We start from the raw sequence: 15717 nt of genomic DNA, 5'->3' as shown, positions 1-15717 counted from the left end.
AAAAACAACCATGAAAACAAGATTTAAAATATACAAAACAATTGGGGTTTTAAGCCTTTTTCTTGCTACGATCACCTCTTGTACCGATGACTTGAACATCATACCCAATGACGACCAGACCATATTAAGTGATGAACTTTTTAAAAATGAAACGGCTTATAAACAGGTTTTAGCAGGTATTTATGCCAATTTAGCCTTAACAGGAACGGATGGCGCTGGAAGCTCTAACCTTAAAAATATTGATGCGGGAACCAGCCAATTTGGACGTGTACTTTTGTACGTACAATCGCTATCTGCCGATGAAATGATTTGGTCTTATGAAAACGACCCTGGCACCAGGGAAATTCAAAGAAACCTATGGACCGCTCAAAACCCTTTACTATTAGGAATGTTCAGTAGAGCTCATTTATCAATTGCTTTAGCAAATAATTTTTTAAGAGAAACTACGGATGCCAAACTGGACGAAAGAGGCGTGTCGACATCTGTAAGAAGTGACATAGTAGCTTATAGAGCCGAAGCACGATTGATGAGAGCAATGGCATACTATTACATGATGGATATTTTCGGAAAAGCAAATTTTGCTACCGAAGATGATGCCATTAATTCACAGCCAGCAGTAGCAGACAGAGACGAATTATTCGCTTTTATAGAAAGTGAGCTAAAAGCTATTGACACAGACTTGATAGCACCTAGACAAAATGAATATGGAAGAGCTGATAAAGGCGTTGCCTATATGATTTTAGCAAAAATTTACTTGAACGCTGAGGTTTATATAGGGGAAAACAGATACAGTGATTGTATTACTTATTGTGAAAAAATAATTGATGGTGGTTATTCATTAGCAACAAATTATCTTCACAACTTTATGGCAGATAATAATACAAATTCAGCTATGAATGAAATTATTTTCCCCATTATATCAGATGGTGTTTCTACACAGAATTATGGCCCAACAACCGTGATGATTAATGGATCTGTAGGAAGTCTTGAGGTTAATGGTGAAGAAGTTGGTGTTGGCGCTGCTGGCTGGGGAGGCGCTCTTAGAGTAAGAAAGCAGCTTGCAGATTTGTTTGGATCGAGTTTTGCAAATGATGATCGCAATACTATCATTTCGGAAAACAGACCTATTGATATTATTGATATTTCTGACAAAGATACTGGATATATTATTCAAAAATATTCTAATGCAACATCTACAGGAAGCTTTGGTACCGACAAAACATTTGTTGACACAGATTTTCCTTTATTCAGATTGGCCGATGTGTATTTAATGTACGCCGAAGCTCATTTAAGAGGTGGAGGCGGAAGCTTAACTACTGCTGTAGGTTATATAAATGCTTTAAGAACAAGAGCGAACAACTCAAACACTATAACATCTGGGGAATTAACCTTAGATTTTATTTTGGACGAAAGAGCAAGAGAACTTCACTGGGAAGCACATAGAAGACAAGATTTAATTCGATTTGGACGATTTACAGGTGGTAATTATAATTGGGCATGGAAAGGTAATGGTAGTAATGGTATTTCGATTCCTTCTTATTTCAATATATATCCTATACCAACGGCGAGTATTGGTGCTAACCCTAATCTTACCCAAAACCTTGGGTACTAATAAAAAAATGTATTAAAATGAAAAATTTGAAAAACATATCAATTTTAGCATTTGTGGTATCTATGTTTTCGCTGCTTAATTCATGCGAGGACACCACAGATACTTTTGAAGTTGCGGTTACAGCCCCAATTACTTTGGCAGATTTAACAATAAATACCATTGAGCTAGATCCTGTAAACACAAATAATGCAGCGTTAACGCTTAATTGGACTGAAGCCGATTATAAACAACCAGCATCTGTAAATTACAGTATTGAAATTTCTGCAGACGAATCGTTTACTAATCCAGTAAAAGCAGCCACTGTAAATGGAAAAAACACTGTGACGTTATCGGTTAGCGAATTAAATTCGGCAGCTGGAACAATCGGTTTACCGCCATTTGCATGGAATACTTTATATACAAGAGTAACATCTTCTCTTGGTACACAAAACGGTTTGCCAGTGGCATCAAACAGTATCAGTTTTAGCGTCTATCCCTATTTTAATTATCCTTTTAATGATTTTTATTTAGTAGGAAACGGTGTCTCGTCCGGTTGGAATAATAATAGTAATAACCATCCTTTATTCAGAGATCAAGGAAATGCTAATTTATATCATTACACAGGCTTTTTTACAAAAGGAGGCGGTGGCTTTGATGATGGCAGATTCAAAATATTAGAATCTAGAGGCTTATGGCAGCCACAATGGGGTGTTACCGATAATGAGGGTGATGATGTTCTTAAAGAAGCCGGTGACATTGCTGGAAACCCGGGCACACAAAGTGGCGATCCTGGCCGTTTTGGAGTTCCTGTTGATGGATATTATATGTTTACTATCAACTTTTCTTCAAAAACATATACTATCATCCCTTATGATGCCTCAGCAGCAACCAATTTTACTAGTATGAGTATTCAAGGGACTGCGACAACTACAACAGCTATGAACCAGTCAAGTTTTAACGGACATATTTGGTATTTAAATAGTGTTCGATTGATACCTGGAGATTTACAATTTCTAACCAATACAGGATCTGTTTGGGCAGGAACAACGGCATTCTCTGGTCAAGCTACAGAAAACGGAGAAAACATTCCAGTTGTTGTAGAGGACGATTACGAAGTTTGGTTCAACGATTTAGATGGTCGTTATATACTAATTCCGTTGAATTTATAATTATTAAAAGAATATAGACATGAATTTATATATAAAAAAGTTAGGCATCCTTTTTCTTTTTCTTGCTTTTATTTTTACAGCTTGTGAAACTCAAGAAAGTATTGAGATTACATCTCCAGATCCAGCATTGGTATTACAAGAACCAGGCATTAGTAATGTGTTTTTAAATTTTGGAACACCAACCAATGCGGCAATAACAATCTCTTGGAACGATGATTTAACAGAGAGTTCTTCTTATGATATTGAAATGTCATTAGATCCCGAATTAACAACCATAGTTAATTTAGGGAGTGTAAGTGCTAAATCTTATACAATAAATGTTGAAGATTTAAATGCAGCTATAAGAAGTGCTGGCGCTACAAACTACAGAGATGTTGCTATTTATTTAAGAGTTAAAGGAAGTGGAATATACAGTAACGTGATACAATATTTAGTGACTACCTACCCTACTGAAACACCTCAAATAACCAGTCCGTCAGCAAATGACGCTTTCGTACTATCTTTAAGTACTTCAAACGAAACGGTTATTACAGTTGAATGGACAGATCTTGCATTATCTTCTACTCTTGGAGTTGATATAAACTATATAGTAGAAGCTGCCTTAGAAGGAACAGACTTTGCGGTTCCAGTTTCTTTAGGCACAATTGAAAACGATACGAAAGTATCTTCGACCCATGCCGATTTAAATGCCGTTGCCATTGGAATTGGATTGACTCCAGAAATTTCAGGAAATATGGACATTAGAATTGTCGCAAAAAACACGAATTCTAATGGCAATGTTCTAGAAAGAGTTTCTGAAGTTTTAACTATTTCTGTAACGCCTTACCTCGCAAGTTTCCCTAATTTATATATGGTTGGTGATGCTACGACACCTGGTTGGGATAACAATAATAATAACACACCCATGTTCAGAAATCAAGATGTTCCGAATGCTTATGTATTTACTGGTTACTTCAAGGCTGGAGCATTCAAATTATTAGAAACTAAAGGACAATGGCAACCACAATGGGGCACAAATGATGGTTCTTCACTAGCCGTAAATCCTGGCGGTGGTTCAGACCCTGGCACATTTAATGTCGCTTCTGCTGGCTACTACACCTATAATATGACGACAGTTGGCGAATCAGGCAGCTATACGGTAACACCTTATGATGCATCTGCTGCTGCTACTTATACAACGATGGGTCTTATAGGACAAGCTATTGGTGGTTGGGGAGATGGTGATGAAATTAACTTCACTCAAGATCCAAACAATCCTCATTTATGGTATTCATTAGCTGTTAACTTTACTAATGGTGAAGAGTTTCTAATAAGAGCCAATGATATGTGGACGAACGTTTGGAGATACACAGGCTCCACAGAGCTTTATGGTAAAGCATTTTTAGGCGACGGAAACAACTTCCCGTTTACAGAACCATCTGGCAGTTACGATGTATGGTTTAATGATTTAGATGGCAGTTACCTAATTATTCCAAATTAGATTTTTTTTAAACATATTAAAAGAGGCTGTCTAAAAAGTCCTTCAAACTTAATTTGTCAGGTTGAGACTTTTGTTAAAGTTTTTAACTAGCGAATGCGATGACGTATTTTGTGCAAGTTTAACAAAAAGTCACAATATTTCCGAGGCACAGCGTAGTGTTTATATACCTGTGGTTGAGTATGGTTTTCAGAAAATAGGGGTAGCGATTATGGTGCTTATTTATAATAATGCCCGAATGGTAGTCTAGCAAGCATAAAAATTTTCTGGGTGTGATTTTAAAAAATAATGTAGGATGAAAAAAATCAGGAAAAACGCAGGAGGGATCGATATCGGAGCCAAAAAAATCTTCATAGGTCTTGAAGATAAGGAGGTTCGCAGTTTTGATACCTTCACATCAGATCTGGAACAGGCGGTATCTTACTTAGAGGAAAACAATGTAACCTCAGTGGCCATGGAAGCCACGGGAGTGTATTGGGTCATCCTCTATGATATATTGAAGGCAAGAGGCATCGATGTATGGTTGGTGGATGGCAGGAGCACAAAACAAGTTCCAGGCAGAAAGACCGATGTAAAGGACTGTCAATGGATACAGCAATTGCACAGCTATGGTTTGTTGAACCGTTGTTTTGTTGCAGATGAACTGGTACATGAACTAAGGAGCTATCAACGCCTGCGCGAAGATCACATCCGTAGTGCTGCTATGCATATTAACCATATGCAAAAAGCACTGACCCTGATGAACGTTCGGCTAAAAGAAGTTCTGGACCAAGTTCACGGGGTAAGTGGATTGAAAATAATCAGGGCGATCTTAAAGGGCGAAAGGGATCCCGGGGTTTTGGTAAAGCTATGCCATGGGAGTGTGTTGAAAACAAAAAAGGAACTGATCCTTAAATCCTTGAAAGGGCACTACAATGAAGCAGGGCTATTTGCTTTGGGCCAAGCAGTGGTGTGCTATGATTTTTATCAACAACAAATTGCCGGTTGTGATCTGAAAATGGAAGAAGTCCTTAAAAAGATGGGGGCAAACCGGCCTAAAGTATCAAATAAGGCAACTCCACGAAAAAACGTGAGGCACCACAAACCAAATATAGAAGGAATGGACCGTTATCTATTGCAAATATTTGAAGGCAAAGATGCTACGGTCCTACCCGGTATAACAGATTATAATTGGATGCAGCTCCTATCGGAAATAGGGACTGATTTACATAAATGGAAAACAGAAAAGCATTTTACTTCCTGGTTGGGACTGGCGCCAAAACAGCACCATTCGGGCAAGATGAAAAAAAACTATAAGGCTAAAGGACAACCAAAGGCCGGCCTGATATTTAAGCAAGCGGCCACGAGCCTGCTCAACAGCAAGAAAATTGCATTGGGTGCTTTTGGCAGAAAGATAAGGGCAAAGAAAGGGGCATCACCGGCAATAAAGGCAATGGCAAGAAAACTGGCAGAGCTCTATTGGAAGCTATTTGTTAAAGGACTGTCATATGTAGAGAAGGGAATCAAAGATTATGAGGAGAAGATCTTGTTTAATAAACAAAAGAACATTATGAAAATGGCAAGAGAACTTGGTTTGTCAATTAGCTATAAAACAGCGGTTTAGCAAATACGTCAATGGTAGCTTGTCGAAACCGATATTGATTACCAGTAAGTTAAAACATTTCGACAAGCTCAATATGACATAGAACTAGACTTTTTAGACAGCCTCTTTTTTTACAAATAACAAAATAGACTATGAAAAAATTATACGCACTTTTTTTATTATTTACATCTGTAATTTATGGTCAAGTAGTTACCACCATACCTACCATACCAACTGCTACAGATGCTATTACAATAACATTTAATGCTACCGGAACCGAATTAGAAGGCTATGCTGGCGATGTCTATGCACATACCGGAGTCATAACTACAGCTTCAACAAGTAATTCAGACTGGAAACATGTTATAGGAAGCTGGGGAAATAATACTACACAACCAAAGTTAACCCGAACCGGCACAAATACGTATCAACTAACCATAACTCCCGATATCCCAACTTTTTACAGTACATCTGTTGGTGAGGTTGTTACCCATATTGCTGTTGTGTTTAGAAACAGTGCAGGAAACGCCCAATCCAGACCCGATATTTTCATTCCTATCTATGCTGAAGGCTTGAACGTTACTATAACAAACCCCACAAACAGTGCCGTTTATAATTTAAACGATAACATTACCATCAGTGCAGAATCCAGCATTAATGCCAATTTAGAATTGAAAGTTAATACGACTTCCATACAAACAGCTTCAAACACGACTTCAATTTCAACCTCATATACGTTTACGTCAACAGGAAGTTATACTATTGATGCATTGGCATCTCAAAACGACGAAACCAAACAAGAAACCATTTCGGTTTATGTAAAAACAACGACCCAAAACCAAACCATGCCCACAGGTTTAAAAAATGGTTATAACAACAATGGCGACGGTACTGTAACGTTTGTTTTAGAAGCACCTTTTAAAACCGATGTATTCTTGGTTGGAGGTTTTAATAACTGGATGCTCAATGAAACTTACCAAATGAAAAAAGATGGGGATCATTTTTGGTTAACGGTAAATGGACTGAACCCAGATACAGAATACGCCTATCAATATGTTATTGATTACACTTTAAAAGTAGCCGATCCCTATTCTAAAAAAGTTCTTGATCCTAATAATGACCAATATATACCAACGACCACCTACCCTAATTTAATGGCGTACCCAACAGGTGAAACAACGGGAATAGTTTCTACTTTTAAAATTAATGAAACATCGTATACTTGGCAAAATACCTCGTTTACGAGACCCAATAAAGAAAACATCGTTATCTATGAAATGTTATTAAGGGATTTCACAGAAAGCGATACGTACCAAGAAGCCTTAACACATCTGGATTACTTACAAGACTTAGGCGTTACAGCTATTGAACTCATGCCCATTAATGAGTTTGAAGGCAATGATAGCTGGGGCTATAATCCTTCATTTTATATGGCTTTGGATAAAGCATACGGAACAAGCAACGATTTAAAACAGTTTATTGATGCATGCCATAGCCGAGGTATGGCCGTTATTACAGATGTTGTTTTTAATCATTCATACAGCCAATCACCTTTATTACAAATGTATTGGGATGGCGTAAATAACCGCCCTGCAGCAAACAGTCCTTATTATAATCAAAGTCATAATTTAGTTGATAATACATCTGCACATTGGGGATATGATTTTAACCATGAATCTACTTATACAGTCGACTTTTTTAATGATGTTTTAAAGTTTTGGATGGATGAATACAAGATTGATGGTTTTCGTTTTGACTTTACCAAAGGTCTTTCTAACACCCTATATTATGGGACAAACAACTGGGCAAGCGCCTACGATGCCGATAGAATAGCAAACTTAAAGGCGTATGCAGACCATGTATGGAACCAAGACCCAGGAAATGAAGCTTATGTTATTTTTGAGCATTTATCCGATAATTCTGAAGAAACAGAACTCGCTAATTATGGCATCATGCTTTGGGGGAATCTTAACCATAGTTTTAATCAAAATACCATGGGATATGCATCAGATGCCGATGTTTCTTGGCTATCATATAAAAACAGAGGCTGGAACAACCCACATGTTGTTGGCTATATGGAAAGTCACGACGAAGAACGCCTAATGGTTAAAAATTTAGCCTATGGCAATTCGAGTGGTGACTACAATGTAAAAACCTTAAGCACGGCATTAGACCGACAAGAAGCCGCCTCCGTAATTTTTTATGGCGTTCCCGGTCCTAAAATGCTATGGCAGTTTGGAGAACTTGGCTATGATAAAAGTATTAATTGTGCAAACGATATTAATAACGGTAGCTGTAGACTAGAGAGAAAACCTGATGCATGGACACTGGGTTATGATACTGAGACAGACCGAATGGATTTGCACAACGTAACAACAAAAATGATAGCGCTTAAAAAGCAATTTCCATCTACTTTTAATACCGATGATTTTAGTTTTAGTTTAAACGGTCTTGTAAAACGCATCAACTTGAATGATAATGTTGGGAATTTAGATGTTGTTATTGTAGCAAATTTTGATGTTACTGCGCAATCTGTAAATCCAAACTTCCCTACTACCGGAAACTGGTACGACACGTTTTCTGGAAACACACTAAACGTTACCAACCCAACAGCCTTATTAAGTTTACAACCCGGTGAATACCGATTATACTCCCAAACACAAAATTTAAGCACGGACCAAGTTGGTTCTTCAGAAAGGATTAAAATGTATCCAAACCCAACAAACACTAGTTTTTCACTCAATAAAAACAGTAACAATATTGTTATTTACAGCCTTACCGGAAAACAGGTAAAACAATTTAAAGGGCCTTTTTCAAAAGGAACTTCATTTGATGTCTCGAACTTATCCAAGGGTATTTATTTAATGAAAATAACCAATGATTCTGGAGAACTAAACGTTATGAAACTATTGAAAGTATAAACTAATAAACCAGTATATTCATGGGTTTGGAAATTATAAAATAAAGCTTAATACGTCTTTGCGAACTTGCTTTTTGTTATAATTTGTTGCCATTTAGTCTATGAAGTAGTTTAATCTTTTTCGCTTGAAACGAAAAAGGTTAACCGCTTCTATTGTCTATTGTCTATTAGTCTATTGTCTATAGTCTCTTTTCTTTTTTCTTCTAGCAAAGCGGTCTTGAATCTTTAATCGGACACTAATGATTATAATAAAAGACTAGTAGGCTCTATATTTTTTTCAACGACCAACCTTGCCAACAAATAACTTACGGTGCTTTCTGCTCCTTGATTAAGGTTGACTTGATGTTCTTCCAATCCATCATAACAGCCACCAGTAACAGGGTTGTAAATGATTTGGCTCAAATGATTTTCACCCAAAAACCAATTAAAGGCCGTTTTCATTTTATCCAAATATGTTTTATCATTCTTTATATAAAAAAAAGTATTTAAAGCTAGAATGGTGTAGGCCACTTCAATGGGTTGTTCACCAAAATGGTTTTTATCTTTTCCCTTATGGTGCCAACCACGATTGGAAATCACCTTGATTTTTCCATCATTGAGAGTCGTCTCTAATAAAAAATCAAACGTTTTATGGGCAATGTCTTTAAATAGTTCGTTTTGGGTACATACGCCCGCCAGTAACATACCCTCTGGAATTACAGCATTGGCATAGGTAAGATACTCTTCATACCATTGCCATTCGTCATTAGAAACACCTCGGTATTTTGACACCAAATTATCAGCTAATTTTGTGATAAGGTGTAAAATAGACGCCTCTTTTTTAAAAAGATAATAGAAATACAAACCTTTTATACAAAACGCCATAGCCCGGGGGGATTGTATGCGATGGATGACGTGAATTGCTTTTTGAAAAGCAGTTTCAACTTGGGATTGTAAATTGAAATCCAACAATTGTTTTAATGATAAAAATTCCCCCAATGCCCAAATGGCCCTTCCATTGGCATCTTCAAGGTTTTCATCTTTGTTTTTATCAAAAAAAGATTTGTCAGTAGTCACATAATTCAAAAAGGTACCATCTTCCTGTTGGCAAAACAGAATAAATTTCAAATACGTATTGATTAAAGGCAAATCACTAAACTTCCCTGTTAATTCAAAGTGTTTGGCCACTGCAATTAAAGCCCTGGCATTATCGTCAATTGTATAACCAGATGCTAAATCGGGATCGGATATTTTAGCAAATTGAATCATTCCAAAATCGGTCGTCATTCGATTGATGTGCTTTAAATTGATTTCAGGGACTTTGTAATTCAGTTGAAAACCTGTTCCCTTTACGACTGTTTCAGCAAGTTTGATATGGGAAATAGCAGCATTTTGCCAAGCGGTAGGACTTATTCTGTGTAGCGCATTTAACCGCATATTTTCCATCATGTCTGGGTTTGAAAGTATCAAAATAGCAGCGTCTGCAAGTTGTTCCGCATTTCCGAAGTCAAAGTTAATGCCTGCTCCGTCTAGCATTTCCAACGAGTGTGGAATAGGGGTTGATAACACAGGACACGCAGCCGACAAAGCATAAACTAACGTACCACTTACCGCTTGTTGAGGATCTTTGGATGTGAAAAAATAGACATCGGTACGCTGTAAGTATTCCAGCAACACCTCTAAAGCAAGATATTTATTGATAAACAGAACATTATTCTCCATTTTCAACTCCTTTACTTTCTCATGTAAATAATCCCTATAAATTTCCCCATCTATTTTTATAACTTCTGGGTGTGTTTTTCCAATAATCAAATACAAAACATTCGGAAATTTAGCTACAATTTTAGGTAAAGCATCCAGTGCTGTTTCTATACCTTTTCCTTCGCTTATCAACCCAAAAGTAGAAATGATGATTTTACTTTTAAAAGGAACCGATTCTTTTAAAGTTAGATGTAATGGCTCTATAAGATGTGTCCCATGTGGAATGATTTTTATTTTCTCTTTAGGGATTACATATTCGTTTTTTAATATTTTGGCTGATAGATTTGTCATTATAATGACTTGACTCGACAGTGCTATAATTTTTTGAACAACTACTTTTCTATCATCATTGGGATTTGTTAGAACGGTATGAAATGTAGTAATAACTGGCTTATCTAGATATTCTAAAAAGTCGATAATAAAATCTCCTAAATGACCACCATATAATCCGAATTCGTGTTGTAAGTAGATTATTTTAATAGCTTCATCTGCATTTAGCGTTAAGGCTAATCTTCTGTAATCTTCTTTCAATCCTGTTTTTAAAAAATAGTTTACTTCAGGTGGATATCTTAAAACACTGTCCCCTTTTTGCAAAGCGCAAACTTTGATGGTAAAACTATCACCATATTTATCCTCAATAGCTTTAATCAAGTCTTGGCTATAGGTCGCAATACCACATTTCCTCGGTGGGAAAGAGGTTATCATTACTATTTCACTAACAGTCATTTTTATATTTTATATTATTGTATATCCGTAATCAATCATTTAGAGAATATCGTTGTCTGGTCGAGCGCAGTCGAGACCTAATTTTGAAGTCGTTAAGTTAATAACCTCTCGACTGCGCTCGAGGAGACCCGCTCATTATGATTAATAACGGATAATCAAATTTATATTTAATAATTCCATAATTAATTCTTCTAAATTTACTGATGATGCTGCGATTTGAATGTCAGGTCTTAATTCAATGCAAAAACATGACTTTTCCTTTTACCATTTCAGTACAAAATGGGATTTTTGTCCCAAAGCAATAATTTTTATCTGGATTACTTTTAATGTTGTTATTGATGTAGCTTATGGATTTAAAGCATTTACACCATCATAAGCACAATAGGTTAAATAACATACATTAATCAATTTTTACTATTCTTGGATCTTCAATTCCATGGATTTCATAATCCAATTCGGTTTCTGAAAGAGCAATGCCTTCATTTTTGATAGCAATCATTTATTTAATATTTGAAATTGGTTAAGGAGGGGCTTCCTTGGTAGCTCGATTTGAGGTTGCAGTAAGGCTATTTACTGATGTGAAATATTCAATGGGTAAAACATGTTGCTTTTCTATAAAGTATTAATGGACTACCAATGCCGTTTTTTAAAATTGGGACTTGGACAAGCTGACAAACTAAACGTCATTTTATATTGCTTTTTTTAGAATAAAAATGATACTTCATCTTGGCTTTTTTCAATTGGCTGCAAAATGATCTATATCCTCTTTTAAGAAAATTATTTGTTTTCTTTTGTTGCAACTGCTCTTTCGGTTTCCTGTTTTTCTTTTCTATGGGCCGAATTATGGAATTAATACTATGGTAAACTCAGTTCCTTGATTAACTGTGCTCTTCACACTTATTTCTCCACCTAATTTTTCCACTTGTACTTTTACCATATAGAGTCCCATTCCTTTTCCTTCGGCTTTGTCGGTATGAAAGCGTTTGTATAATCCGAATAAATCATTCCCACTTTTCTTTAGGTCAACTCCCAGGCCGTTATCTTTAAATGTGAGAATAATTTTTTCATCGACTAAATCGCTTTCAACTGTAATGTCTAATGGCACATCAGGTCTCCTGTATTTTATACTATTTGAAATAAGATTATAAAAAACACTATACATGTAACTTTTAATCGTGAACATGTCATCCACTCGACTAAAATCTATTTTAAAATTGGCTTGTTCTTTTTCCAAAATGTTCCTGATGCTTTCTTGAATATCACTAACTAGTTTTGAAAATTGGATCTGCTCCTTTTTTTCGTTTAATTGTTTTCCAAGACTTAGAATAACATTCAAATCAACAATCACCTCATCTAATCTTTCCGCAGATGTAGCAAGTGCATTCATGATAAACTCTTTTTCACCTTCTTCTAAATCTTTATCATTTATTAATGTTGTCAAACTAAGAATATTTGAAACAGGTGCTCTTAAATCATGGGAAATAATGTTGTCAAAGTGCTCGTGGTCTTTGTTTCGCTGAATTAAATCAGCTGTAATTTTTTCCTTAAGGGCTTCCTCTTCCTTTTGTTTTGTAACATCTCTGAAAACAAGTACAACGCCCATCATATTTCCTTTTAGATCGAAAATAGGCGCACAACTGTCGTTAATTGAATATTCCTTTTTTTCATCGCGGGAAATCAATATAGTGTCTGGATCTAATGCCAATGCTTTTCCCGTTTTAAGAACGGATTTAATTGGATTATCACTTTCTTCCCTTGTTAGTTTATCGATAATATAAAACACCTCTGTTATTGGTTTGTTTTCCGCTTCTTCTGACTTCCATCCAGTAAGGTTTTCGGCTATCGCATTCATCAATATGATGTTTCCTTCCATATCTGTCGCAATCACCGCATCGCCAATACTCTTAAGTATCACCGACTGCCGTTCTTTATCAAATTGCAAAGCAGTATTAAAATATTTTTTCATCTCTTTAATATCCGCAAAAACCGTTACGTCATCTTCATGTACCGGCTTTGAATTTAATAGTTCTTTATTGTTCATAATAAAATAGTATTTATATTAATAGTGGCAACTTCAGCATGGTTACCTCTTGCTGTGTTAAGTTCTACGAAATAACATCTTACAGCAATTTATAGTTTTTCGTTTGCTTTCGTTTAATATGGGTTTTACTTGAATGCTTATAGCATCATATTTTTTGACTTTTTAAATAGGTTATCAAACAAACATTTTAAGCTTTTTTAAAACTGTACTGTCCTATGTGTATAAATCTCACTTTTGGAATTTATGTATATTAATATATAAAGGTGATTAATTTAATCCCTCAAGGCATTACACTTAGTCGGTGAAAGTTTACATATATCACATATTTTGAATAGAATGGGTTGAATAAATTTATAATTCAAAAATTATAAAATAAAAAAAGCAGATTATAGAATCTGCTTTTTAAAGCCAAATAAGATTGAGGGTAATCATTTGGACTTTCCCTAAACCAACTAAAAAGTTTATAAACTTAATTAAGAAACCATGAAATAAGTTACACTTTTATTGAGAAAATTTACATAATTCACATATTATGATAATGAACCCCTCTTGACTTTTTGTTTGTAAGCGAAAATGAGATGATGTTTCCATACTAATTTGTTTTACATAAATTAAGAGCATAAACCAGACGTACCGAACCAAAATAAGTTGTATAAAACCAAATCGAATTTGTTTTTTACAAGTGTGGTAAATTTCACAAAAAACCTTATATTTGGTTCATGGAAACAGCAACAAAACCAAACCACATAGGCAGAAAGATTAGCCGTATCAGGGAGCTAAGAGGCATGAAACAGGAAACACTCGCCGAAGGACTGGGCATTAGCCAACAAGCAGTGTCTAAAATTGAGCAGTCTGAAACCATTGAGGGTGACAAACTGGAACAGATTGCAAAGGTTCTTGGTGTAACCAAAGAATCAATTGAAAAATTTTCTGATGAAGCAGTATTAAATATTATATCAAATACTTTTAATGACAGTTCAATTCTGAATGGCATAAATTTTCAGCCTAATTTTAATCCTCTAGATAAAGTTTTGGAACTTTATGAAGAAAAGGAAAAACTTTATGAACGCTTGTTGAAAGCCGAAAAGGATAAAATCGAATATTTGGAGAAACTACTCAATAAATAATACCATACCAGAAGAAAATAATTGCTAATTTAAATCTCAAAAAATTCCCTTTTTATATGTTTCTAGCTGAATAGGAATGTATTTAAAGGGAATTTTATTTCAGCCTTATAAAACAGCTGCATAGACGCACTCAAAGTGATGGTTTCCTTTAGTTTAAAATCGCGGCTATAGGTTGGTTTGGTAACTTATAAGGTTGGGAATTATAAGTAAAAATCAATAAACCCATCTAACTTTTTATCTTCGGTTTCGTGAATAGTTATTTTCTTATAAAGAGGGACTTCAAAAAAAAATATTTTCAATAGTTTGGTTTTAATATTGCTACGAAGTCACAGACTTCGCAGAGCTGGTGCGAGAATCCGCAGTTACAATACCGCACCAACCCCACTCTGAAATATGTACTTTGTTATGTACTGGCTTTTAATCGTTCATTTTTTTTAGTATTTCATCAACTCTTAAATAATACTTGCTAAATACCTCTCTTTCAGTTTGAGCATACATTAGTAAGGAGAATAGTTTTATGGAATTACTCATTTGAAAAGTAAGTCCACAAATTCGATTGTATTCAATTTCTCTTTTTTTGTCGGTATTTGCTAACATCATTTCATTGTAGGATTTCATTCCTCCGTGTACATATGAAGAAAGGTTAGAGTATTCAATAATTATTTGACCAAGAAAAGAGGACATGCCTTCATCACTTTTTCTAAACTCACTGTTTAGAAACCTGACAATATTCTTAAATGCATATTTACGTGTTTCATTTTCTACTTCCTGTCTTGTTTTGTTTTTAAAGTCTGGATGGTCTTTTAGAAAGTTGTCCCAATCTTTTATTTTAAAATTTTGGTCGTACAGTTGTTGTTCGGATACTCTAGCTTTTATTATGTCTAAAACTTCCCTGGCATTTCCGTAATCCATGTAATTTTTGGCAAAATCATCTGATTTTGTTTTTCCCCAGTTTACAAAAAGATATTTGAAACGAACAAAGTGTTCAATTAGACTTCTGAATAAAATCTTAGCACCATAATAATCATCTGCTTCACAGCTGTCGAAAATCGAATTTTTAATAAATGTTCCACTGGTATCAAACATACCTAATAACAGATATGTAGCGTGATAATTTTTTTTGAATTCTGACGAAGTGATTTGAGGGAAATATTCTTTTAATATTTCAAATATTTCATCATCTAAATCTCTATATTTCTCAATGTCGTTCATCTTATTTTAAGCTTGTGCATAACGGTCACTTGCAAGTTGTCGTTGCGGATTTCGAAGAGCGTCAGTGTCCGATAGGACATGACGGTCAAGAAAGGAGCAGAGACAATGAACACCACTGCACCCGCAATGCAA

At 35.4% G+C, this 15717-nt stretch carries 9 protein-coding genes; 6 read left to right on the top strand and 3 right to left on the bottom strand.

Annotated elements, in window-relative coordinates; genetic code table 11:
- Nucleotides 1-10 precede the first annotated feature (10 nt).
- From CJ739_RS12120 to CJ739_RS12100, 5 genes are all read left to right on the top strand, one after another.
- Nucleotides 11-1612 carry a RagB/SusD family nutrient uptake outer membrane protein gene (locus CJ739_RS12120; RefSeq protein WP_117175657.1) on the top strand — a complete coding sequence of 534 codons (1602 nt, stop codon included), beginning with the start codon at nt 11-13 and terminating at the stop codon, nt 1610-1612.
- A gap of 17 nt (nt 1613-1629) precedes the next feature.
- Nucleotides 1630-2760: a SusE domain-containing protein gene (locus CJ739_RS12115; RefSeq protein ID WP_117175654.1), complete on the top strand. Its 1131-nt coding sequence runs from the start codon at nt 1630-1632 to the stop codon at nt 2758-2760.
- Nucleotides 2761-2779: 19 nt separating this feature from the next.
- Nucleotides 2780-4240 (top strand): SusE domain-containing protein, encoded by a 1461-nt coding sequence (locus CJ739_RS12110; RefSeq protein WP_117175651.1) that lies wholly within the window; start codon nt 2780-2782, stop codon nt 4238-4240.
- Nucleotides 4241-4532: 292 nt separating this feature from the next.
- Entirely contained in the window at nt 4533-5840 is a 1308-nt protein-coding gene (locus CJ739_RS12105) for an IS110 family RNA-guided transposase (RefSeq protein ID WP_117172209.1), read from the top strand.
- Between the two features lie 131 nt (nt 5841-5971).
- Entirely contained in the window at nt 5972-8740 is a 2769-nt protein-coding gene (locus CJ739_RS12100; protein WP_205419359.1) for an alpha-amylase family glycosyl hydrolase, read from the top strand.
- Nucleotides 8741-8982: 242 nt separating this feature from the next.
- Here CJ739_RS12100 and CJ739_RS12095 read toward each other — a convergent pair whose 3' ends face one another.
- Together CJ739_RS12095 and CJ739_RS12090 are read right to left on the bottom strand one after the other, a co-directional pair.
- Nucleotides 8983-11205 (bottom strand): glycosyltransferase, encoded by a 2223-nt coding sequence (locus CJ739_RS12095; protein ID WP_117175649.1) that lies wholly within the window; start codon nt 11203-11205, stop codon nt 8983-8985.
- Nucleotides 11206-12046: 841 nt separating this feature from the next.
- The gene (locus tag CJ739_RS12090; RefSeq protein WP_117175644.1) at nt 12047-13246 is read right to left on the bottom strand and encodes a sensor histidine kinase; all 1200 of its coding nucleotides are present in this window, start codon (nt 13244-13246) and stop codon (nt 12047-12049) included.
- A gap of 719 nt (nt 13247-13965) precedes the next feature.
- Here CJ739_RS12090 and CJ739_RS12085 point away from each other — a divergent pair.
- On the top strand, nt 13966-14373 hold the full coding sequence (locus CJ739_RS12085; protein ID WP_117175641.1) for a helix-turn-helix domain-containing protein: 408 nt from the start codon (nt 13966-13968) through the stop codon (nt 14371-14373).
- A gap of 417 nt (nt 14374-14790) precedes the next feature.
- Here CJ739_RS12085 and CJ739_RS12080 read toward each other — a convergent pair whose 3' ends face one another.
- Complete coding sequence (locus CJ739_RS12080) at nt 14791-15585, bottom strand: DUF5677 domain-containing protein (RefSeq protein ID WP_117175639.1); 795 nt, start codon at nt 15583-15585, stop codon at nt 14791-14793.
- Nucleotides 15586-15717 lie beyond the last annotated feature (132 nt).

The organism is Mariniflexile sp. TRM1-10 (assembly GCF_003425985.1).
In the GTDB taxonomy this organism is placed as follows: domain Bacteria; phylum Bacteroidota; class Bacteroidia; order Flavobacteriales; family Flavobacteriaceae; genus Mariniflexile.
The sequence above is the reverse complement of the archived record's forward strand: the minus strand, read 5'-3'. Positions and strand labels throughout refer to the sequence as shown.

Bases quoted from the DNA above. Each gene is read 5' to 3' on its own strand.
- CJ739_RS12120 (WP_117175657.1), top strand. From the start codon at position 11: ATGAAAACAAGATTTAAAATATACAAAACAATTGGGGTTTTAAGCCTT.
- CJ739_RS12115 (WP_117175654.1), top strand. From the start codon at position 1,630: ATGAAAAATTTGAAAAACATATCAATTTTAGCATTTGTGGTATCTATG.
- CJ739_RS12110 (WP_117175651.1), top strand. From the start codon at position 2,780: ATGAATTTATATATAAAAAAGTTAGGCATCCTTTTTCTTTTTCTTGCT.
- CJ739_RS12105 (WP_117172209.1), top strand. From the start codon at position 4,533: ATGAAAAAAATCAGGAAAAACGCAGGAGGGATCGATATCGGAGCCAAA.
- CJ739_RS12100 (WP_205419359.1), top strand. From the start codon at position 5,972: ATGAAAAAATTATACGCACTTTTTTTATTATTTACATCTGTAATTTAT.
- CJ739_RS12095 (WP_117175649.1), bottom strand. From the start codon at position 11,205: ATGACTGTTAGTGAAATAGTAATGATAACCTCTTTCCCACCGAGGAAA.
- CJ739_RS12090 (WP_117175644.1), bottom strand. From the start codon at position 13,246: ATGAACAATAAAGAACTATTAAATTCAAAGCCGGTACATGAAGATGAC.
- CJ739_RS12085 (WP_117175641.1), top strand. From the start codon at position 13,966: ATGGAAACAGCAACAAAACCAAACCACATAGGCAGAAAGATTAGCCGT.
- CJ739_RS12080 (WP_117175639.1), bottom strand. From the start codon at position 15,585: ATGAACGACATTGAGAAATATAGAGATTTAGATGATGAAATATTTGAA.